This is a genomic window from Legionella resiliens (genome assembly GCF_021344005.1).
GTDB lineage: Bacteria > Pseudomonadota > Gammaproteobacteria > Legionellales > Legionellaceae > Legionella > Legionella resiliens.
On the sequence record NZ_JAJTND010000001.1, the window covers coordinates 265,053 to 287,799 of the forward strand.

Sequence of the window (22,747 nt, forward strand, 5' to 3'; positions counted from 1 at the left end):
ATGAAAATCTTTTTCCATTCGCTTACACAAAAATAAGGCAACTCGAAGATCTTAGGATTAATATGGATAGCAGGGTTATAAATGTTGCTCAAGCGCTAAAAAAAGTGGATGTACTCATCATTGAAGACGATCTGGCCGTTAAAGACGCCATGGCTTGGTTTATTAAATCACAAGGTTATAGTGTTTTTAATGCTGAAAATGGACGGCATGCTTTAACCGTTTTAAAAAATCATTTATGCCCCTCAATAATACTTCTGGATCTAATGATGCCTGATATGGATGGACTTGAGTTTCGTGAAATTCAAGCCTTCTCTCCTTATTTAGCCTCCATCCCTACAATTGTTATGTCGGCAAGCTCGAAAATAGATGGAATAAACAAAAGAGATAACGAGTATTTGCTAAAAAAACCCTTAGACACTCGCTCTTTAATGACTATTTTAGAATATTGCATTAATAGTAAAGCACTATTTAAAAAGGAGCCTTTTTAGAAATGAAAACCTTAATTGAACCCACTCATTTTAACTGCCCACCTATTGTTCTCGATGAGGCGCAGGCATTTACGAGTTCAGGGATTTCTGTGGTTAAAAAGATTAATTGGGGAACGCATTTCTGTAAATTCTTTAATACCTACCAAGACTTAATGGACATTTTAATCCCTTATTTCCAGACAGGCCTTGATCATAATGAGTTATGCATTTGGATAAATCACGAAGACAAAAATCCTGTTTACACGTTGTTATTACAACATATCCCTGAGCTAGAGGCAAAAATCGAAAAAGGTCAAATGCTCTTCTTCGAAAGGGAAGTATGTTTTAAGAATGCATGTGCAAAAACAGCGGCACCGCTGCTCGCTGATCTTCTGGAGTTAGAAAAGAAGGCCTTAAATCAGGGATATAATGGGCTGCGCATCGCCGGAGGACCAACTAATTTCTCAACACATCAAGCCAAGAATGATTTTTTAAATTTTGAAAATGAAGTATGTTCCACTTTCTACAATCATAAAATTATTGCTTTGTGCTGTTACCGTACTTGTGAATGTGATTCACAAGTAATTTTTAATGTAATAAAAAGCCATCAATTCGCTTTAATACTCCAAGATGGACAATGGGAAATGGTGGAAAATGCTTCGGTGAAACTGTTAAAAGATGAATTACATAGGCAAAACATAGAATTAGAAGCTCGAGTTAAAGAGAGAACAAAAGAGTTGGAGCACGCATTAAAAAGTCGAGATGATTTTTTTTCCGTTGCATCTCATGAACTTAAAACTCCAATTACCGCTTTAGCACTTTATCTTGATGGACTTTTATTAAAAGATAAAAATTATCTTCTGGAACATTTCGATGAGTTCATTCATCTCATTAAAAAAATTAAAGAGCAAAGCATTTGTCTTGAAACATTAATTGATAAACTCCTAGATGTAACTTCCGTTTTAAATGAACAAAACATCCCCATAGAACGTAGTTATTTTAATTTGTCTGAGTTAGTTGCCTCCATTACAGAACGGTATAAAGAGAATTGTCGTCTTGCAGGTTGTGACATTAAAACGAACATTCAACCCTCAATTTTTGGCTATTGGGATCCCATGCGGATTGAGCAAGTTCTTGCGAACTTGATTACGAATGCGATTAAATATGCTCCAAGATATCCCATTATAATAGTCCTGAAACAAGAGCGGGAAGAAATAACCCTGGAGGTAAAAGACTACGGAAATGGAATTGCGAAAGCCGAGCAAGAAAAAATTTTTGATCCCTATGTGCAATTATCTTCAAAAAAAATCCCAGGAGGATTGGGTCTGGGTTTATGGATTGTCAAACAGATTGTTGATGCCCATCAGGGAACTATCTTTCTTGAAAGCGATACAGGCAAAGGTTGTCATTTTCATATTCGCTTACCTATATGCCCATAAGATTTAAGAGTGACATGTTAAACATTTTTAATGCGAGATTTGCTTCGTACGTATAGCACAGGGCCTTGAATTTTATTTCTATTATGATTTTTTGACCCGGGGTTATTACTTATTGCGCATTCAAAATTAAAATCCCTGGGTTATGGGTTATTTTCATAACATTTCCGCAGCACTGTTATTTTTTTACCCACTCTCCTTCCGAGTTCTTTTCATATTCTTTTTTCACTGCATTCCAGGCAACTGCATGGGCTGTCTCTTCCCTGCTGCGACCTCCTTGCCTTTCATCCGGATCATCATACTGCTTCCATGCACTATTAAATGCTTCTTTATAAATTTCCTGTGCGTGATTAGGTAAGTTATCCTTAACACTATCAGGTAGTTCATTGACTTTTTTATATGGCATTATAGTCTCCTTTCTCTCAGCAAAAATGTATGTGACTAACCTATAGTTCACTTTTGTTGAAATAGCAAAATCAATCAACTCAAGTCCATTAGCTGCAAAAACACATATAAATTGCGTGGCTTTAAAAATTCTAGAACGTATCCTCCTTCATCATAGAGGCTAAACCTGTCTGCAAGTATTGTCCTTGGAATGTGTCGGTATCTTAGCTGAAGACCTGCCTTGGCTAAAGGGAGAACTCACATCACCAAGGGTTATTTTAAAATCAGCTTCTATTAAGTTTTACGTAATAGTTACGTTATATACTTATAAATAGGTCGGGGGAGAAACCTAACTATTTTGTTGTTGGGATCAACACTAACTGGAATGGGAGCGACGGGTTATGAGACACCATGTTGATCAAAATCAGGTAATCCATAGATTAAACCAGTATCTTAAATGGCATAATATGCCCGTACAAATGAATAATGAAGGGATTTGTAACGGTCTTGCGACTATGTATGCAAAATATGTTCTGGAAGGAAAGGAAGAGCAATTTTTTAAGATACTCGAACAGATAGTAAAGAAAAGCCCTGATTCTGCAATGGAATCTGATATAAACCAATTTGTCTATGATGTGGTTTTAACTTTATTTCCTGAGCAATTTGATAAAGAGTTAAGTCAGGTCAGTTCAATCCGCGCATTGACTATCAACAATAAACCAATGAAATCCTCCTTTGATTTTGCCCTAACGACCAGCGATAAAAATTGGGAAGAAATTTTTAAAACACTCGCATTGCAACAAAATGAAGTAATACGTATTGGAGGTACTATGCATGCTGTGTCCGTTAGAAAGGTAGATAATAAATATGTTGTGTACGATCCCAATTATTCTTCAGGTACGAAGGAGTTTGGAAGTGAAAGAGAACTGATTGCCGAGTTACATAATAAAGTACTTAGATATCGGAATGGGAAAGCTTTGGGAATGACGCTTAGTGTCATCCGACATCCAGAAAACAATGAACCTAGAGTTTTCCCTAAAGTTTCCGAACTTTATGATCGTTATTTAACTCAAGAAAATATTAATGATGAGGCTGTTTCCCATTTTGGTGGAAGATTTAATACTCTGGAAAAAGCAGCTGAATTTAATGATGCCGATGTGATTCAGCATTTACTAAAAATCGGGGCAAAAGATAAAGAGCTTCGGGCTGTAAGAACTGCTGTTACCTATAATAACCCAGATGCTTTAGTCGCTTTACTGGGTAAAAATAAGGATTCAGCAATTTTTGCCACCCTGTTTATAGATGCTCTGGCACATGGGCGGGAAAAAATTTATGACAAGTTACTCGATCTGAAAGGAGCTTTGCCATTTAATAACCCAGTTCATGTAATTCAAGCAGCTGCGAAGGGGGGTAATCCGCATCTACTCACAAAAGTACTTACTTATTATAGAGGTTCCAAGTTAGAATTTGATGACCTGCACAAAGTGATACCTGATGCCATTCACAGCGGGAGTACAGCATGTGTCAGGATGCTTGTTGAACAATTCGTTATTAGAAAGCAACCTTTAAGTGTTGAAAAAAACATGGAATATTTATTGGAGTCGATCAAACATAATCAACCTCATATGGTAGGCTATTTTATTAAAAATATTCCGCCAGAATATTTAAAAACAATTTCCATGAGTGTTTCTGCAGTTGAGAAAACTGATTTGTATGTGTTACGTCAGTTACAAGCTCATGGTGTTCCTTTTTCAGAAACAGCCAAGGTAGCCATTGATGCAAAGGAGCATCAATCGGTTAAATTGGGCCTTAGGATTAGTATTGTTTTACATAAATTTACTGATTTAATACACAGTGGAGTGACTTATGATCACGCTCATTTTAAGGAAATAAAGGATAAGCTTTCTACGGTTAAAAATGAACTGCAGGAAAATCAAAAAGGTGATGAAGAGATCCCGGTTGGTAAGACATTTTGACCTTATTTGATGTATTTGTGTATTTAGATGATTTGCGCGTGTTTTATGCGCTATAGTATAAACAACATCATGTTAATAGAGATTGCTATGGTAGACGTCATTAATCTTAATAAAAAAAGAAAGACTAAAATTCGCTTGGAAAAAGAAAAAAAAGCTTCTGAAAATCGCATTAAATTCGGAAGGACAAAAAAAGAAAAGCAACTAGAGAAACAGGAAAATGAACGTAGTGAACGCCATCTAGATGGTCACAAGTTGGAAAAAAAAGAAAAAAAATAAAGGAGCACGTTTTTGCAATAGAATTATTTTCAAATCCATTTTTCATAGAACACTTATTCAGTGTTACTTTGCCGAAACATTTTTATTTGATAAGCAAACCTGGCTATTCAACTGGCAGTTGCGCAACCAGGATTTGTAATTTTACCCCAATAAATCAAATCAACAACTCATTGCGAGTAATTAACCTTCTCAAGGCGTGTAAATACCGATATAATTGCACCGCGTATTTAAGAATGCGTTCTGCTAAGACGATACAATCGCCTATTGATCCTGATTAAGAAGAAGTCATCATGTTATCCAGAGTATTTCCGCTACCCCTTGTAGCCCTCATCGTTATCTCACTATTAGGTTGCTGTATGGAGATTGATATTTCCTTACCCAGCTTTCCTAGCATTATGACTTATTTCGGTAGTACCGAAGCACAAGTGCAAAACACATTAAGTCTTAATTTTTTAGCATTTTGTATTTCCGGTTTGCTGTACGGGCCATTATCCGAAACTTTGGGGCGGCGTGGGTTAATGATTTTTGGGGCAACTTGTTTCTTAATTGGAGCAGTTGGCTGTGTGTTTTCATTTTCCATATACCAATTGATGTTTTGGCGTTTTATTCAGGGTTTAGGCGCCAGCAGCACTTTAGTGATGGGCTTTGCCATGATTTCTGATCGGTATAGTGGCGAAGTGGCTGCAAATTATATTGGTAAAATTAATGCCTATGTCACTATTTTTATGGCAGCAGCCCCTATTTTAGGCAGCGCTATTATCAATTATTTTACTTGGCGAGCTAATTTTACCTTCATTGCGATTATTGCTTTGATTTCATGGCTTTTTCTGATAGTGCAATTACCAGAAACCAAAACGGAAAAACAACCTTTAAATATTTTGACCATATTTAAAGACTATCGGACAATTTGTTCTCATGGTAAGTTTTTAATTTATGCCGGTATGCCCAATATGTTAGTTACGGCCTATTTAACTTTTGTAGGGAGTGCCTCGTTTTATTATATTAATACCTGCAAATTATCTTATTTCCAATTTGCTATGCAACAAGGGTTAATTGTATTGTTGTTTTCGCTCACCAGTTTTTATGCCGAGAAAGTGATTGCACGAATCGGTGCTCGAAAAGCAGTTCATTTGGGGATGGTGTGTTGTACCATATCCATTATTCTTTTCACATTTTTTGCTTTCCAATATCCAGATTCTCCACGTTGGATTACATTTGCTATGTGCTGGATGGCAGTAGGTTGCGCATTTCCAATGAGCGTCACTTTCGCCCAATCATTGGAAATTTTACCTAATCTCAAGGGAACGTGCTCTTCATTCATTATGTCAACACGCTTGTTTATTTCCTCCGGAGCTGTTGCTTTAACAGGCCTTTTATTTGATGGTTCGATGCGGCCCGTTGCCCTTGTTATTGATGGAGCGATCATTTTAGGAATTGGCATGTATTTCGTAATTGAACGCATGATGCTTCCTGAGGAAAGCCTATTGAAGGTAACTTAAGTTCCGTAAAAGGACGATTAAAAATCAACTGCGTCGAAAACGATCCTCGCTTCGCGCACAATATGAGTTGCTTTAGGTAGTGCTTGTTGCATCCCAATTATATGTTTATCATGATATTTTATCTGTGCATTTCAAAATGCATTGTGCAATGCAGAACGAACTAAATAATGCAGTTTACTTATAATTACAAACAACCTGACGAATATCATTTTAGTCTTGATTCAATTCACCTGGCGAGATTTGTCGCAACACAATTGAAATCCCACACGGATCTTGGTTCATTACGCGTATTAGATCTATGCGCAGGCTGCGGAGTGATTGGGATTGAACTATCGTGGCATCTTCACGGAATCCGGCAGATTGATTTTATAGAGATCCAGGATATTTATACTGAATATTTTTATCAAAACGTGGCTATCGTCAATCGCCCTGAATTGCAATTTCGCTGGCATCTTTTAAATTATGATGAATTACATGAGAAAAAATGGGAAGGCCAATTTGATTTAATTATCAGTAATCCTCCCTATTTCCAACAAGGGCACGGAATGCTTTCCCCTTCCAAATTTAAAAATCGCTGTAGATTTTATTTAGATAGCTCTTTTCAGAGTTATATTCGAGCGCTGGAAAATTCGCTGGCAAACCAAGGCAAAGCTTATTTTTTATTACGCCCATTACAACATCATGGTTTTGATTTATTTTCAGATATACAAAAAATACTCCAGGAAACAGCAGTAACAGCAAAAAAAATATCACATACCCGTGGTACGGATATTATTTTATTAGAAAAACTGAATTGACATTCTTTTACTCGAAAGATTAAGTCAAAAGCATGGCTTAATGGAGTAGCCACTGACGTTGGGCCTGGGGTTTTTGACACTGCGGCAAAATACTGAGATTCCTTTAAGAGAAACTTGAATAAGGCCAATCAATAACTACAGAGTTTTTTAATTCAAAAACTTAGAAGTAATTTAGGCCTTAAAGGTATCTTTGAAATACCCAACTCTTAAATCATCTTCAAAATCAGTTGGCCAAATGCTTGAGTGCCCTGTATTGTAAGTTTTCGTTATATCAGTGGATTTACATCTTATGCTAACTTTTCCCACTGTAAAATAAGGATCTTGTGTATAATCCGTTTCATCTTTCTCAGTTAATTCAAAATCATTCTCATCATACCCATACCGGGAAAGTATGTCTTTATATTCATCAAGAAGGTCAGCTTCCATTAGTTTTAACTCCTAAAATTAAAATTATAGTAGGTAATAATATTAATATAATCGCTAACGAATAATGTAGTTAATGCAAATACTTATTCTTTTGATTTTTAATTAATTTTATGGATATACCAAACAAACTGCCCAGGCTTAACCGGTGAACGTCCAGCATTTTATCGTGTGGTAAAAGCGGTAAATCCTGGTTACAAGCAATTAAATATTCGATACATCGCTGAAAAACCAGGCCAGATTTACTCCGACGTCCCGCGGAAACGCCTTGAGAGTTCCTCACAAATCGAAACAGGAAAATACCTATTCTACATCATCTACAGTGATGACAGTCCTTTTTGAGCTGGTTAAATTTTTTTGAGGATCTCTCAGGGACAAGCCGCGGGGCGTAGGCAGAGAGGTGAGACAGTTGCAAGCAACTGAACTACGCTTGCTATTTCCTCTGAATCTTGGCTATTCTAAATAATATTAGTATTGGGGAAACACAATTGTTGTGCGTGTTCCAATTCAAGGAGGAGACCCTATGTCGCTATTAATCAATTACATGAAGACGTTACGCTTCCTCATAAGACGGAATGACTTGAGTTCTTTTGTCAAAGAGCACGACCGCTTGTTCTCTCTTGCAAAGCAGACTCATAACCATACAGTCGTTGCTACCCATTATTATGACCTCATGGCTGAGGTGATTGAAATTGCTTATGGCAGCAGTTGGGTTTTTTATCCGCCCGATCATAAGGGACAATCACGCGAGGAGACCATTTCCAACTTGCATCAGCGGATTAATTCCGTACTCTGCCTTTTACCCGGGAAAACAGCCCTTGATATGGGTTGCGGTCTTGGTGGCGCGGCGCGCGATATTGCCCGGCTTTCCCAGGGGAAAGTGTTGGGGGTCACATTGTCTGAGGCCGAAGTAGAGCGGGCGAATGCCATCAATCGTCAACAAAATCTGGACCACTTGTGTGAAGTCACCCAAGGGGATTACATACAAAATTTGCCGTTTCCTAACGATTTCCTGGCCTCAGTTTACAGCATTTACTCACTTAAATACATTTCCAAGGATCTGCTTCCACAAGTATTTGGGCACGTCCATCGTGTCATGGAACCCAATGGACGCTATGTAGTCTATGATGCGGTTCTGACACCTAAATACGACGTGAATAATCCGCAGCATCGCGCACTGGTTGAGCGGATTGAGTTTGTGACCGGCATGCCGCCTCTGCACACAAGTGAAGATTTGCTAGATGCCGCTCGCAGCGTGGGCCTGAGCCTGGTCTCTGAAACAGAAATTTCAACAGATCTTGGATGGAGCTACTTTTTTACCGAAAACAAGCTCCTGGCCGGCACGCTTCGTTCTCGGGCAGTAGGCGGCGCGATTTTAGGCCTTGAAACGGTTCGCCTCTTTCCAAAAGGATTTACAGATTTCTACAACATTTTCATTGCCGGGACTGTGAACGCCCTGGTCGATGCGGACCGCTTGGGCATTGTGTCGTTCTCTCGGTTGTTCGTCTTTAGCAAAACTGGCTCCTGATGTTTTAAATAAAGCTAATGTGGTTAAGCGCGTTAGCTGAGAAGCTGGCAATATGTTATGTAGCGATATTAGGACTCGAACTTTAAAATGCTGGATAGGAAGTTAAAAAACCATGAAAATCTTGGTCACGGGAGCTAGTGGACACATTGGAAATAACCTCATTGCTGAGTTTATTAAAAAACACTATGATGTCCGAATACTGGTGCGGGGCGAAATACCCAAATACCTCTCTCATTTTCCTTTGGAGGTGTACCAAGGCGATATTTTAAATCTGGAGTCTTTGTATCATGCTACTCGAGATATCGATACCGTTTTTCATTTAGCCGCAAAAATTGCTATTACCAATCGAGAAGAAGAAGAAGTCCGTAAAACAAACATCCAAGGCACCCAAAATGTGGTCAATGCGTGTCTTAAAAATCACGTAAAAAAGCTAGTTCATTTTAGTTCCATTCACACTCTAATGCAAAGCTCTAAAAAATCCAATATTTCTCAAATTTTAAATGAAAATTGCCCTCTTGCTTTAGAATCCGTGAATCTTTACGATCAATCTAAAGCCCATGCCGAAAAGATAGTACTTGATAGTTGTGAGCAAGGATTAAATGCAATTGTGGTTAATCCCACAGGAGTAATTGGCCCAAATGACTATAAATTATCCCTCATGGGAACTGCAATCATTAAAATATATAAAGGGCACATCCCTTTCTTGGTCCGCGGGGGATTTAATTTTGTTGACGTTCGCGACGTGGTTCAAGGAGCAATCACTGCTGCGGAAAAAGGCAAATCCGGGGAACGCTATATCTTGGGAGGCCACGACATAAACATGCATCAGTTGGTCAGACTGATATCGATTGTAAGACAAAAAAAAATGACTCGCTTGTTTCTTCCCCCAAACATGCTTTACTTTGTGGTGCCCTTCATGGAGTTTTTTTCCAAAATCACAAATACAGAGCCGCTTTTTACAAAATACTCCATCGACACGTTGAAGTATCCACCAACGGTGGATTGTACGAAAGCTGAAAATGAATTAGGGTACAAAATAACGGAAATCGAAACAACAATCCACGATACTCTCCATTGGTTTTCACAGAGTGGAAAAATTAAATTATGACTCAAAACAATCTCACCTTATTTCTTTATTTCTGGAGTGCCTTGGCCATTGTGGTATTTTTCACGCTTTTTTTCAAACGAGCGCCTTATGGGCGTTATGACCAAAGGGACACATGGCTTAAAATCCCTGCAAAGATTTCCTGGTGTTTTATGGAGTTGCCCTCTGTGATCACATTTCTGGTTATTTTTCTGATGGCAAGACCATCTGCTTCTACCTGGGTATTTTTTGGAATGTGGCAATTCCATTACGTCTATCGCTCCTTAATTTATCCGTTTCGCTTGAACAATGCAAAGCAGGTTCCAATTTTTATCACGATATCGGCCACGTTGTTTACGACGGTGAATGGTTTTGTAAATGCCTATTGGCTCACTCATTTTCAAGAAATTACCTTTTCAACGTTACAAACACCCCATTTTATCGTTGGTTTTATACTTTTTGCTTCAGGATTTATAATCCATCAAAATTCGGACAACCTTTTGTTTGATATGAATAAAAATAAAAAACCCGGAGCCTACAAAATACCCTACGGAGGAATGTTTCGTTTTTTGAGCAGCCCAAATTACTTTGGCGAAATGCTCCAATGGATTGGTTGGGGAGTGGCGACTTGGTCCCTTGCTGGTTTTTCTTTTACTTTGTGGACCATAGCCAATTTAGCTCCGCGGGCGATCGCGCATCATCGTTGGTATCGTTCACATTTTTCCAATTATCCTAAGGAAAGAAAAGCGCTTATTCCGTTTCTTCTTTGAAAAATTCAACTTATTGCGTAAGGATAATGCTGCAATGTGGAGGCGTATACTATAACTACAGTTACGTACCTGAAATGGGCTGTCATCCCCCTCAAAATGATCCCCTAAAATTATTCCACAGTGCGGCGACATTGGATCAATAGCTAGACGATACAATAGACAGCCTGAATTCGCTCATGGGCTTTTCCATCGTGTTTAGGTGCCAGTCTAGAGGTTAAAGTTTTTAATTTGCGACCACTATCAAGTACACTGTCTGCTGCTTGAAGTGCATCAGGAAAACAATAGTTGATTTGTTTGCATTGATTAGCAAGTACAGGGATATTCTTCCAATAGCCAATATTTTTTGTATTGATTTTTTTAGAATCGAGTAATTGTTTATAACAGAACAGTTCTAAAAATCTTTTTACCTTATCTTTGTCCGCTGTACGTTCAGTTATTTTATCAAAAATTTTACCTATATGTAGTTGCAATTTTTCTTGTGTCAAAGGCAACTCTGTATGTTCAATAATAAATTCCGCTGCCGCTTTAAAAAAGGCAGAAAGCTCGGAACTTCCTTGAGCTTGTCTCTTCTGTTTGAAAAAAGTGGAAACTGGAGGCTTCTTTTTTCGCACGAATAAATCTAAAAACTCACTGTTTTTTAAAGTGGAATCTAACAATAATTTAAGTGTTGCAGATTTGCTATCATCGTTTTTGCTCTCTTTCATCGCAACAGAAGCGGCGATATATAAAGTTGGATCTATGTTGGTCAAATGAGTCTTTGTTAATAATGCAATAAATTCTTGATCACAAGGAACTTTTTCACATTCTTTTAAAAGTATTTTTCTTAGCGAGCCTTGGAAGACTGCAATGTATTCTGGATCATTTAAAATAGAATCATCCGTGATGATTTCTATAGATTGGGTAAATACTAATTTAAGTAGCGCGCTGCTGTTTTCTTTTTTTTCTCGGTTAAAATAATCATAAACATCACTAAAAAAATTGGGGTTGCTCGCCGCTTTTCTTATTAAATGGTTGAAAAATTCTTTTTTACCCGGGTCTTCGGAGGATAAGGCAACGATTTTCTCCGCCTCATTCCTCAGCACTCGATAAAATATCTCAGGTTGTCGCATTTCGGCATTAATTGATATTTTTTTATATATATCTATTCTTGAATGAATATAATTTTTGATAGCAGCCCTATTCGCCTTACTCAACGCTTTATTCTCGTTAATTATTTTCTCGTAATCCCCTAGCGCCTTGAATGCTTTCTGTAAGTTTTCAGATTTCCTGGTATTACCGAAATAACAGTTAACTATTCCTTCCACCGATTTATCAAAAATATAATTAATTAATTGTCTCAGGTGAAAAAAATCATCGTCAGTATCTATATTGAATGGTTTATTTTTTAGATCTTTGCCTGATTGCAGCATAGGATTTATCAAATGCTGGATAGTGCTTAGGCTCCTCATTTCCATGGTGCACCATTTATAGACCTCTTCAGGCAATCGTTCTTTTAACAGACCTTTTAAATTTGCCAGGACACAATTACCTATTTTTTGGGATTTTGAATGTTTGCCCAAGCTAAAACAAAAACCCAAATCTTTTAGTGTCTTATCATATTGATCGTAAAATTTCTTATAGTCCTCTTCATTACCCTTTACTACTTCCAAGCCAGTAATTGTTTCAATGGCTGTTTTTAACTTATCTAAATCCAAGCCAGCGATATTGATGCGATAAACTAAATTATAAGTCGATCTTTGACCATTCCCACGGTTGCAATGTGTAATGACCAATTGATTTTTTTCTTGATATATTTGGGTATAGATTGCATGGCCAATGCAGTTATGCTCAATCGTTAAATCATTACCAGAAAGGAGCTTTTTAATTCGTTCTGAAGTAATTTCATTTTTATCCTCGATAACGATTTTTTTAATTGACTTATGAAACCGATTAAGAATGCTTTTGTATTCCTTTAACTCCGAAGCAGTATATGTTTTTCCTTCTATTTTAATGTCTTGTGGGAGAACTTTTAGCAATAGTTTTACAAATTCTTCACTAGCTGCTTTAACAACTAACCCCTGTCTTCTAATATGTTCTTTTTGATTAACCACTAAATCAATCCGATAACCATGAAACATAGTAGCCCAGAAGGCCAAGAAGTTTTTACTTTCGGCATCATTTACATCGCTTACCCATTTTTTCTTTTGAGTGATCGTTTCATTTAATGCAGCTTTCTTTTTCGCTTTGCCTTTTTTTGTTTTTATTTTATTTAACTCTTCTTCGGCGTCAGTTATCTCCTGCTTGACCCGGTCATAAGCCCCTGAAGCCGGTTTATCGAGATTCTGCCGTGCGAGATCTGTCCGCATGAACTCCTCAAATACATGAGTAAAATCTACTATTTTTCCTACCGGTGGATTGGATACAACACCGGTCATCCTGCGCCTCTTTTTTTTGTAAACATCTTTTTTTGATTGCATATACTGACTCTCCCAATGAGTTGTTTTATAGCAATACATAGTTAATAGATATAACACATACAGTTACATTGTAAATCCAATTTCACGAAGTTCAATCATGTTGTACTAATACTTTAATTAGAAATTTGAGTGCATGGGGTCAGGCCTTGAATTTTGAATTAGGTAAGCACAAGAAATAAAAGAAAGCGTAGGTCGGGTCGTTTTGACCTGAGATAGCGTCAGTTTTTTGATGAAAACCCACACAAATTTTTTCGCCTACGTACCGCGCATAAAGTGCAGTACATAGAGAAATTTAAGCAGTACGTAGAGAAATTTAAAATGAAAAAGTGACGATACCTCAGGTCAAAACGACCCAACCTACTTCGCTAAGGAAAGAAAAGCGCTTATTCCGTTTCTTCTATAATCAGACTTTAAGAAGAGTGGCATTATGACAATGCCACTCTTTTCATAACTACCTCTATTTCATATCCTCTAATCCCCTATCCAACTCAGCGTACCTGATACCCCATTATCTTCTACTTCCCTGGCGAACTGCCCCATGTAGGCAAGCCTGAAATTAAGGTTTTTACGGGGGATGTCCGTATCTAAACCAACATCCAGCACGAAGGAATCTTTGGCAATAGGGGCTCCTTGAATCACAAAGGGGATGCCGCCGCTGACAAAATTAAAGGTCGACTTAATTGCAGTGTCGTCATAGGCGTGGCGCCAGGCGAGCATGGCTCGTTCATGAATCGCAGCTACATCAATAAAGGAGAGTAACATGGCTTGTCTGGCGCCCAAACTTGAGTAAAACATATTCGCTGAATTATCCCCTCTTAAGGCCGCAGCGCCTCCGGTTTCTCGCCATGCACCTGAATCCACATCCACATAGGCAATCCCCACAAAAGGTTCTAGGTTCATTTGCCTGAAATGGGTTTGATAACCAAGTTCCGCAAAGCCCTGGGCGGTATGGCCATTGACGTCAGACCTAAGGTTATTGAAAAATCCGGGAAAGCTTACATCCCGGGTCATATCCAGCTGATGCCAGGTGTATACCGCACCGGCTTTAGCGACCCATGGGTGAAATTGCTTACCAGCATAAACTCCTAGAGAGTAATCATCACTACGGGCATCAGATGCTCGATGATCAATATCGACCTTGCTGCGGCTATAGCCTCCTAATACTCCTAATCGCACAGGGCCAAATTCACGGTCTGCACCGATAAATAAGCCGCCGATATTTCGCGATACCTGCGCTGCATTACCATCAGACTCAATATGCCCCCAGCTGCCAAATGCCTGGCCCCACAATGCCGTACCACCAGGAGTTAACACCACAGGGTTGCCAAATTTGTCTTTTTCTGCAGTCACTTGGGGCATAAATGCTTGGGTTAAGCGGTTTAAAGTGGCGCTGCGTACATACCGGCTGTCTTCTATCCAGGAACCCAGGATAGAGGCATGTGCTTCACCGGAAAGAGCATTAAAAGCTTGTTGAGCTTGAGAAGCACTCGTTAGATTTAAGATCGCATTATAGACTGGATTACCCAATCCTAGAGATTGGGCGGCATTGGCTACGGCTGCTTGATTAAGCGTAGTTGCAAAGTCTGCAAAGGCAGACGCCAATCGGGATAGTATCAAATATACATTATTGCTATCGTAATCTAATAAATACGCTAAAAACAAGGTTGGAGGTGGTAATAGGGCATCATAGGTGCCGCTTAAACCACCGGCAGCCGACAAAATCGTGTAACGAAGCCCTGGAGTATAAGTACCCGGTTCTTGTATGACCAGAACAGTTCCACCATTTATCAAAGCACTGCCCGTAACCGCAATGAGGTCGCTATTGCCCTGAGCATTTATTTCCACCTCATAGATAGATCCCGTACTTTGACTATAATTGCCATTGATAGATAAGGTACCAATAGAATTTCCTGGGGCAATAGTGCCATCCACTTGCAAAGAACCCACACTCCCTGTTCCCATCAAGCGGCCATTGCTGCTTACCCGAAGCGAACCGCCTAATTGCCCATTCACTCGCAAGGTCCCTTCCTGTATGGTAGTGTGTCCAGCAAAGGCACTGCTGTCGCCAGTTAATGCGACTTCACCGATACCTTGCTTGACTAAATTTCCATTTTGCTGAAACATTCCCTGAAACACCGTAGAGTTTTCTGTTCCAAAAGCGAGGCTGCCCAGCACGTCCACAACACTGCCCGCCACGCCACTTAAATCTTGTATCGTTTGAGCACTCAACAAGCCAATATCTAACACCGCAGAACTGCCAATTAAGCTTACGCCAGAACTTGAAGCAATGCTGCCCGTAGGCCCTAAAGACAAGGTGCCATCCGCAATGTATGTTTCTGCAGTATAGGTATTGATGCCATTGAGCACCAAAGTGCTACCCCCGATTTTAGTAAGCAACCCATTGCCACTGATAGTCCCGTTTAAGATCAGGTCAGCTTGTGTATCAAAGATGCCGCCTCCGGTTCCTAAATTGACGTTACGACTGCTGGAAAAAGAAAGCGTATTGCGCAAAGCGCCGCCATTCATTGATAGATTGCCTAAAACATTTCCTAAGTTTGCATCCTGGGAGACTGACAACACGCCGCCTTGAATACCTGTGCCTCCTGTATAGGTATTTACTCCCTCGAGGACTACCACTCCATTGCCGTTTTTTAAAATGCTTCCAACACCAATGCCATCCCCTAACACGGCATCTAAACCAAATGTATCACCCACATCAAGGGCCGCCAGAGTCACTTGGCCATTGAGTGCAACGCCATTATCTGCCGTAATCGTTAGATGAGTACTCCCTCCGTTTTCAAATAGACCAGAGCCACCCCCCAGAGCCTGACTGCTGCTACCGCCGCGAATGATGCTGCCATTTTCAAATGTAACAGTCGATGTTTGCGCACTAATGGTATTATTGCCCCCCGCCACCAAAGAAGCGCCCATTCCCAAGGTAAACGAACCAGTGCCAGGAAGAGCAATAGTACCATCCGTCACTCCTAAACTGCCGTCAGTGTTGTAGAGATAAAGCCTGCCGCCATTGATAGTGAAATCCACTTCGAGCGCCGAGGTAAAATTAGAATCCCCACCCAGTGCCCAAACACCAGATCCAGTTTGGGTTATATGGGTAGAATGGGTGGGGGACAGAGCCTCCCGAATAGGGTCTCTCATGTCAAGTAAGGCGTTATTTTGGTTATCGATGTTCAATGTGGTGAGACCTGCCCCAAAAAAGGTAATGGAGTTTCGGCCCGAGTTGTCAGTATTGCCGTTAAAGAGTGAAGTATTACCCGTGGTGGTATTGAGATTAACTGTACCATTAAGGCTAGCTATCGCTCCGCCAAACGACGCATCGTTGTTGGTAAAAGAGCTATCGGTAATAGTGAGGATTCCTGTATTATTAAAAATCGCCCCACCCGAGCCTGTTGTACTATTATTGTTAAAAGAACTATTGTTAATAATTGCGGTGCTGCCTCCATTAAATATTGCCCCACCAGAGCCATTCGTTGCAGTATTATTGCTAAAAGTACTATTGTTAATAATTGCTAATGCATTGAAGCCTGCATTAGAAATCGCTCCACCAGAACCATTTGTTGCGTGATTATCGTTAAAAATACTGTTGTTAATTAATGCAGTGCCTGCATTAGAAATCGCTCCGGCAGAAGTGCTTGTATTCATATTAAAATTGGCGACTCCACCATCAATACTTTGAATTGTCAGCATTCCTCCATCATTTACACGAATTGCTCCGCCACCGAGGTTATTAAAGTTAAGAATCTGTAGCGTAATCCCATCAATGGCGAGGGTGGTGTTCTGTCCAGCATTGAGGATCAGCTTGGACGTACCTGGAACGGTCGCATCAATATTATCACCCGCTGTATTATAAATCGCATCAGTTCCAGGCGGAGGAAACGTTGCGGCATGAACATGAAGAGAAGGAAGAGTGATTAAAGATGCCGAAAAGAAAAGGCAGAGAGGTATTCTGTTTTTTTTATATGAGGATAAAAAGGGTTTTTGATGGCTTTGAATAAGACGAGTTATTGTATTTAATGTCAATGTATTCATAGGGGGCCTATGTCCTTATAGTATTGAAATGGTCACCTTGTTTGTGCATTGTTACTGGCTTTCGATGTTATCCCTATGACCATACTTCATGCATCGAATGGACGTCATTGACCAGCAAAACAATGCAGTATTACAGTCGATAATATCACTATTTTTGGAGCTCTGTCGTCTAAACTTTTGATTTGTTTGAACAAGTTAGATAGTACCTGAAAACATTGACACATAACCGATTCAGAATACACTGGTGATACAGAATCATGAGGAGAAGAACTCGAATGGAAACCCTGCCTTTTTCAATTAATATTAATGCCTCCAAGGAAAAAGTCTGGAACATACTTTGGGGAGACAAAACCTTTACGGATTGGACTCATGTTTTTGCTGAAGGTTCTTATGCTGTGAGTGATTGGCGGGAAGGCAGCAGAATACAGTTTATTGATCCAAAGAGTAACAATGGCATGTCGAGCGTCATTGAGAAAAAAATTCCTAATGAGTTTATGTCGTTTAAGCATCTGGCTGAGATAATCAATGGGGAGGAACAATCCCCCCAAGAATGGTCCGGAGCTTTAGAGGATTATACCCTCAAAGAAAAGGACGGGGTGACCACATTGACTGTTCGTTTAGATACGTCGGAAGAATGGAAAAAAATGTTTGAGGATAAATTTCCAAAAGCATTGCAGAGAGTAAAAGAGCTCTCAGAAAAATAGCGGACAGGAAATCAGTTAACGTAGGTCGGGCTTTGGCCCGACGATTCCTTTGATTTAAAAAAGTGAAGAAAGAGATATATAAAGCATTTATTTAAGACTCAGGCTGTATGTCATCACTACGTTCAAACCCCAATACACTTCGGCCACCATACATCCAGGAGACTTCTTTTTCATGCTTAATGATGTCTTCTACTGAGGGTCCACTGATAATATGTTGTTCAAGTTCCCGAGCTTGTTGATCCAATCGTTTAATCGCATCTAATTTTTCTTTTTGCCCTAGGGCCGCTTTTTGAATCGCCGTTTTTAAAACCCCTATCGTTTCGTCATACACTTTAATGGGAACAGGAAAGGGATGGCGGTCTTTCCCTCCCAGAGCTATGGAAAATCGAGCTGGATCGGAAAACCGGTAAGGTGCCCCATGAATGACCTCAGCTACCATCGCTAAGGTGAGAATGGTTCGAGCACCGACTTTAGGGGTTAAAAGAAGCTCAGAGAAGTCTTTGGGGCCACACTCGATAGCGGCCGCAATATTACCATGCAAACGTCGCAATGAAATATTTTCAGGGCGGACATCGTGATGGGTTGGCATATCGAGATGCGGCACGCTTAAGCACTGAGGTAAAGGTTTAGAAGCTTCGGCTATAATACGTTCCGGCGAAAGTGTTTGCAAAATCTCAAGTTGCTTATAATGGGAGAGTTGAGCCCGCTCATCTGTCAGGTTAATGATACTGCCTTGAGGGCGTCCTTCTATAGCTGCATGCGGTGCAATAACAAAACTTTGTAGTCCTTCCGATAGCCAATGATATCGTCGTGCTTGCTTATTAGCCGTATTCATTCCCTGCTGAATAACCGTCCATTTTCCATCATCAGCTACTATAAAGCTATGCAAGTAAAGGTCGTAGCCATCTTGAATGGCCGCACTATCTACCTTTGCTACTAGTCGACTGGTCTGAGCGAGTTCCGTCCCGTCAAAACCCACATCCGAACCAATCGCAACAAGCTCGTGGGGTGTATTGCGCGAGTATTTGCCTCTTCCACCACACACGTGCAATCCTAATTCTTTAGACAAAGGACTTAATCCTCGTTTTAAAGCGCCTATCACACTGGTGGTAATACCTGAGGAATGCCAATCCATGCCCATGAGACTACCAAAAGACTGAAACCAAAACGGGTTGGCTAAACGACGTAAAAATTCGTCACGTCCATAATGGAGGATAATGGCTTGGCTTATGATAGCACCCAATTTAGTCATGCGTTCGGCGAGCCATGTTGGCACACGACCATAATGTAAGGGTAAATTAGCAGTTCCAGTTTTTTGAGTCATAATCTTTATAAGTATAGTGCTTGAGCATTTGCTCAATTAAAATTTATATGATTTATTTTAAAGCATAGTGGATGTATAAGAAAGGCGACCTGGGTTTCAGTAGAAATCAGGGGCTTGGGGAGTAATGCTCTACTTCTCAAGCGTAGGTCGGGCCTTGGCCCGACGATTCCTTTGATTTAAAAAGTGAAGAAAGAGATATATAAAGAATAAAATTTATTGAAAAACACAATCAACACGATTCAACGCAGACTCAGCCAAATCTAACGCCATTTGAAAGGATTCGCCCTCAGTTATAACCGCGCACAACAGGTTGTCATATCCTTTAGGGGGAACTTTAACCACATCATTGACCTGTCGTAACAGTTTAAAATCCATTCCAGAGGCTAAGGGTAGAAAGGTATTTATCAGAATTAAGATGAGCTGAGGGATTGAGTTGTCATGTTGTTTTCTATTACAGAAGAATGAAGTGTCGCAACACTGATGCGCACTTAATATGACATAGATTGCTTCTATTTAAATCTGATTATCAAAGTAATCAGACCTAAGAATTATACTTTCGCTGAGCCCTCCCACTCGCCTAACTTTGATTTGATTTCTTCAATTCATCATCTACCTTTTTTTGCAGAGCATCTAATAACTCTCTTTTATATTTTGTAAGCTCTTCATCTGAAATTATTTCATTATTTTTCAAATTTTCTAATCTTTCGATTCTTTCTGTAACTAATTCGAAATTAAAATCAAAGTTTACTTTACACATTACTATTTCGTGAACTAGTTTAATTTTCTGTAAGTTATAATTATCATTTAGCAGCTGGTATATGTCTTCTTGTATATTTCCTTCTTTATTTTCGTAATTACTTGCTTCGGAAATAGCTCTTGCCAAACAATATGGGATAATAACAATAACTAGAGTAATTCCTGATAGAGCAACTTGTTGTAAAACGTTATGAGTTTCTATTAAAAAATAATTAATCAATGCACAAATTGTAGCAATTATTGAGATGCCCCAGAAAAAATATCTTGCCATAACTCATAGCCATTGGTTTATTTATAGTTATATCGACCAAAGGATGACATTCTTTAAAATACGGTAAAAATACCCTACCAGTTCATGTGCCCAATAAAGGCAAGATTTTTCACTTATTCTCACTTGCAAATATTAACCATGATTATCCGAGGCCTTAATCAGATTTAACCAAGATTGTTAGGCCCCCCGGAAACCACATTTTGTACAGTTAATGAACATACTTTGGAAATTTAGATATATACTTTAAATATGTAAAGGAATACTATTATGAACCCCACATCTCGAAGTCATCTATTATCCCTTTTTTCAACTTTAAAAAGTTTTGACAGAAGAGAATTTACTTTTGGAGAATTAAAAACCTCCTACCAACCCAGCACAATTAACAAATACTTAACAACGTACCTTGAAGGCTATTGTAAAAGAATATCGTCTAACAGATGGATCTGTGAAGGTATTAATGACCTAACCAATGAGCAATTTTTAATTTTAATGAGTCAAAAAAATATAAATCATTTAACCTATGACGTTTCTTCGAGGCTAATTTTTCGTAGTAAAGAAGCTTTTTTATCATCTTTAATCATTTACAACAATCCATTACAACCCTATAGATTAGAATCCTTCTTAATACTATTACTAAATGCTTGGGAGCTTTTACTTAAATATGAAATTGTTCAAATAGAGGGAGAGGAATTAATTTATTCTAATAAAGATGAAAAGAAGACTATAACAATAACTAAATGTATCAATAAACGCTTGAAAGAGAATGATCCAATTAGGGATAACCTAGAATTCGCGGTATCTATACGAAATGAAGCCTCACACTTTGTAATCCCTGAAACACTTCCTGTTCTTTCTAGGCTTCTGTATTCAACAGTTCATAACTATATGGAAAGATATCGTTCTTTAATCAACGAATTACCCTTAGCCCCCTCTACTAGCATGATAAATATGATTATTGATGAAAATCCTTTAGATCAACAAATGATAATAAAAAATTATGGAAAAAAAACAGCTACACAAATTTTTAGTATGATAGATAGGATAGACAATAAAGCTAAAGAAGTTAACTCTGAAAAATTTTTCATCTCTTTCGACTATAAGATCGCTCTGATAAAAAAAGAAAAAAAAGCTGATATCAATTTAACCATAGGCATAGATGGAAAAAATGTAGGAGCTATTGAAACTACTGTATCCATTGATAAAAAATATCCCTATAAATCAAAAGGATTAATAGATTATTTAAATAGTAATATTACACCAAACATAGTAAATCAATATCATTTGAATGCTGTAAACCATGTATACGATATTAAACAAGATGACACTTATTACTATTTAAATGAAAATGTTTCCCGGTATTCTCAAAAATTTGCTGATTGGTTTATTCAAGAATATTTAAAAGAAAAAGATTGGATAAGTGGAGTATTAGAAGAATATAAAAAAACACGCAATAAAAAGAGTAAGCTTTCAAAAAAAATGCATGGACATAAATTTTCTCAAGCATCAAAGAAATTACCTCCTAACTAAAACTTACAACCACAAAACGATAATCCCCTACTCCTATTATTTAAATACTACATGTTTCGAATTATAAAAAATCCATGGCCATTTAAAAATGCCACCGTTTTTGATAGTCCTTGATTAGATAAAATTTCTAAATAGTCAGTTATATTTTGGGGTGTGGTGATATGAGGTCAGGCTCGATTGATTAGCAACTTTTCCATTGTATCAATCGAGTCTGACCCCATTGAATTTTCGTTATTTAAAACGCCTACAGCTTCAGGACAGATAAGGATTGTAACTTTTTTGGATATTTTGAAAATACCAGATTTTTACTCTTCTTATGTTTGGTTTTAAGATTAATCAGTCCTAATTTTAAAGTGTAGTTAATGTAGTCAACGATAAATATCCTTATTTGTTATTCCTTATTAAGATTAAGCTCTTCTTCTATAATTTTTTGCATCTCTTCTTTCTTTGGCAGCTCTAACATATATTTAGACACGAATAAGTTATTGTCCATACCAGCTAAAGCATATTCTGCTAGGGCATGATTTTTATCCGTACATAATAAAATTCCTACGGGAGGATTGTCCCCTTCCATCATCATATTTTTCTTATACCAATTCACATAAGTATTAAGTTGTCCTATGTTTTCATGAGTAAACTTCTCAAGCTTTAGTTCAACCAATACATGACATTTAAGAATCCGATTGTAAAAAACTAAATCTACAAAGAAATGCTCTCCACCTATAAGAATTCTTTTTTGTCGTGCTTCGAAACAAAATCCGTGCCCCAGTTCTAAAAGAAATTCCTCTATTTTAGAAATTAATTGTTCCTCTAAATGTGACTCACTCATGACTTCTTTTGGCGTTAACCCTAAAAATTCAAATATATAGGGATCCCTAATGTCTAAAGGCTTACTCTGAATCTCTGCTTTTTCTTTTGTTAGCTTAACTAATTCTTTTTTATCAATGGAAAGGCCTAATCTTTCATAGTAAAGGCTATCTATTTGCCTTTTTAACTCACGAACAGACCAGTTTCCCTTAATA

Annotated in this window: 19 protein-coding genes; 11 read left to right on the forward strand and 8 right to left on the reverse strand. The window is 38.5% G+C overall.

Annotated features, from left to right (window positions below; genetic code table 11):
• Nucleotides 1-62: 62 nt before the first annotated feature.
• Nucleotides 63-488 (forward strand): response regulator, encoded by a 426-nt coding sequence (locus tag LXO92_RS01115; protein WP_182350917.1) that lies wholly within the window; start codon nt 63-65, stop codon nt 486-488.
• Between the two features lie 2 nt (nt 489-490).
• A complete protein-coding gene (locus LXO92_RS01120) occupies nt 491-1,906 on the forward strand; it encodes an ATP-binding protein (RefSeq protein WP_182350918.1) in 1,416 nt (471 codons plus the stop codon).
• 175 nt (nt 1,907-2,081) lie between these two features.
• Here the strand turns inward: LXO92_RS01120 and LXO92_RS01125 are convergent, their stop codons facing one another.
• Nucleotides 2,082-2,309: a ChaB family protein gene (locus LXO92_RS01125; RefSeq protein ID WP_182350919.1), complete on the reverse strand. Its 228-nt coding sequence runs from the start codon at nt 2,307-2,309 to the stop codon at nt 2,082-2,084.
• A gap of 379 nt (nt 2,310-2,688) precedes the next feature.
• On the opposite strand from LXO92_RS01125, the gene LXO92_RS01130 reads away from it, so the two are divergent.
• The 4 genes from LXO92_RS01130 (at nt 2,689) to LXO92_RS01145 (ending at nt 6,835) form a co-directional block, all read left to right on the forward strand.
• The gene (locus tag LXO92_RS01130; RefSeq protein WP_182350920.1) at nt 2,689-4,263 is read left to right on the forward strand and encodes an ankyrin repeat domain-containing protein; all 1,575 of its coding nucleotides are present in this window, start codon (nt 2,689-2,691) and stop codon (nt 4,261-4,263) included.
• Nucleotides 4,264-4,350: 87 nt separating this feature from the next.
• Entirely contained in the window at nt 4,351-4,539 is a 189-nt protein-coding gene (locus LXO92_RS01135; protein ID WP_182352895.1) for a DUF4169 family protein, read from the forward strand.
• Nucleotides 4,540-4,829: 290 nt separating this feature from the next.
• Nucleotides 4,830-6,038 carry a multidrug effflux MFS transporter gene (locus LXO92_RS01140; protein ID WP_182350921.1) on the forward strand — a complete coding sequence of 403 codons (1,209 nt, stop codon included), beginning with the start codon at nt 4,830-4,832 and terminating at the stop codon, nt 6,036-6,038.
• Nucleotides 6,039-6,205: 167 nt separating this feature from the next.
• Nucleotides 6,206-6,835 carry a methyltransferase gene (locus LXO92_RS01145; protein ID WP_182350922.1) on the forward strand — a complete coding sequence of 210 codons (630 nt, stop codon included), beginning with the start codon at nt 6,206-6,208 and terminating at the stop codon, nt 6,833-6,835.
• A 171-nt stretch (nt 6,836-7,006) separates the two neighbouring features.
• On the opposite strand, the gene LXO92_RS01150 is transcribed toward LXO92_RS01145, so the two are convergent.
• Complete coding sequence (locus tag LXO92_RS01150; protein ID WP_182350923.1) at nt 7,007-7,261, reverse strand: hypothetical protein; 255 nt, start codon at nt 7,259-7,261, stop codon at nt 7,007-7,009.
• 520 nt (nt 7,262-7,781) lie between these two features.
• Between LXO92_RS01150 and LXO92_RS01155 the strand changes: the two genes are divergently transcribed.
• From LXO92_RS01155 to LXO92_RS01165, 3 genes are all read left to right on the forward strand, one after another.
• A complete protein-coding gene (locus tag LXO92_RS01155) occupies nt 7,782-8,786 on the forward strand; it encodes an SAM-dependent methyltransferase (RefSeq protein ID WP_232890195.1) in 1,005 nt (334 codons plus the stop codon).
• 112 nt (nt 8,787-8,898) lie between these two features.
• Complete coding sequence (locus LXO92_RS01160; protein ID WP_182350925.1) at nt 8,899-9,894, forward strand: NAD-dependent epimerase/dehydratase family protein; 996 nt, start codon at nt 8,899-8,901, stop codon at nt 9,892-9,894.
• Nucleotides 9,891-10,640 (forward strand): methyltransferase, encoded by a 750-nt coding sequence (locus tag LXO92_RS01165; protein ID WP_182350926.1) that lies wholly within the window; start codon nt 9,891-9,893, stop codon nt 10,638-10,640. The genes LXO92_RS01160 and LXO92_RS01165 overlap by 4 nt, the downstream gene beginning before the upstream one ends.
• Before the next feature lie 143 nt (nt 10,641-10,783).
• Here LXO92_RS01165 and LXO92_RS01170 read toward each other — a convergent pair whose 3' ends face one another.
• Both LXO92_RS01170 and LXO92_RS01175 read right to left on the reverse strand, forming a co-directional pair.
• The gene (locus tag LXO92_RS01170; protein ID WP_232890196.1) at nt 10,784-13,054 is read right to left on the reverse strand and encodes a hypothetical protein; all 2,271 of its coding nucleotides are present in this window, start codon (nt 13,052-13,054) and stop codon (nt 10,784-10,786) included.
• Between the two features lie 513 nt (nt 13,055-13,567).
• The gene (locus LXO92_RS01175; RefSeq protein WP_232890197.1) at nt 13,568-17,143 is read right to left on the reverse strand and encodes an autotransporter outer membrane beta-barrel domain-containing protein; all 3,576 of its coding nucleotides are present in this window, start codon (nt 17,141-17,143) and stop codon (nt 13,568-13,570) included.
• Nucleotides 17,144-17,418: 275 nt separating this feature from the next.
• On the opposite strand from LXO92_RS01175, the gene LXO92_RS01180 reads away from it, so the two are divergent.
• A complete protein-coding gene (locus LXO92_RS01180) occupies nt 17,419-17,847 on the forward strand; it encodes an SRPBCC domain-containing protein (protein WP_232890199.1) in 429 nt (142 codons plus the stop codon).
• A 91-nt stretch (nt 17,848-17,938) separates the two neighbouring features.
• Here LXO92_RS01180 and LXO92_RS01185 read toward each other — a convergent pair whose 3' ends face one another.
• From LXO92_RS01185 to LXO92_RS01195, 3 genes are all read right to left on the reverse strand, one after another.
• Complete coding sequence (locus LXO92_RS01185) at nt 17,939-19,171, reverse strand: DUF763 domain-containing protein (RefSeq protein ID WP_232890200.1); 1,233 nt, start codon at nt 19,169-19,171, stop codon at nt 17,939-17,941.
• 213 nt (nt 19,172-19,384) lie between these two features.
• Nucleotides 19,385-19,546, reverse strand: coding sequence for a hypothetical protein (locus LXO92_RS01190; protein WP_232890201.1), 162 nt, complete (start codon nt 19,544-19,546; stop codon nt 19,385-19,387).
• A gap of 202 nt (nt 19,547-19,748) precedes the next feature.
• Entirely contained in the window at nt 19,749-20,198 is a 450-nt protein-coding gene (locus LXO92_RS01195; RefSeq protein WP_232890202.1) for a hypothetical protein, read from the reverse strand.
• A 267-nt stretch (nt 20,199-20,465) separates the two neighbouring features.
• Between LXO92_RS01195 and LXO92_RS01200 the strand changes: the two genes are divergently transcribed.
• Nucleotides 20,466-21,725 carry a DUF3644 domain-containing protein gene (locus LXO92_RS01200; protein ID WP_232890204.1) on the forward strand — a complete coding sequence of 420 codons (1,260 nt, stop codon included), beginning with the start codon at nt 20,466-20,468 and terminating at the stop codon, nt 21,723-21,725.
• A gap of 391 nt (nt 21,726-22,116) precedes the next feature.
• Here LXO92_RS01200 and LXO92_RS01205 read toward each other — a convergent pair whose 3' ends face one another.
• A complete protein-coding gene (locus tag LXO92_RS01205) occupies nt 22,117-22,746 on the reverse strand; it encodes a PDDEXK nuclease domain-containing protein (RefSeq protein ID WP_340162997.1) in 630 nt (209 codons plus the stop codon).
• Nucleotide 22,747: the final 1 nt, after the last annotated feature.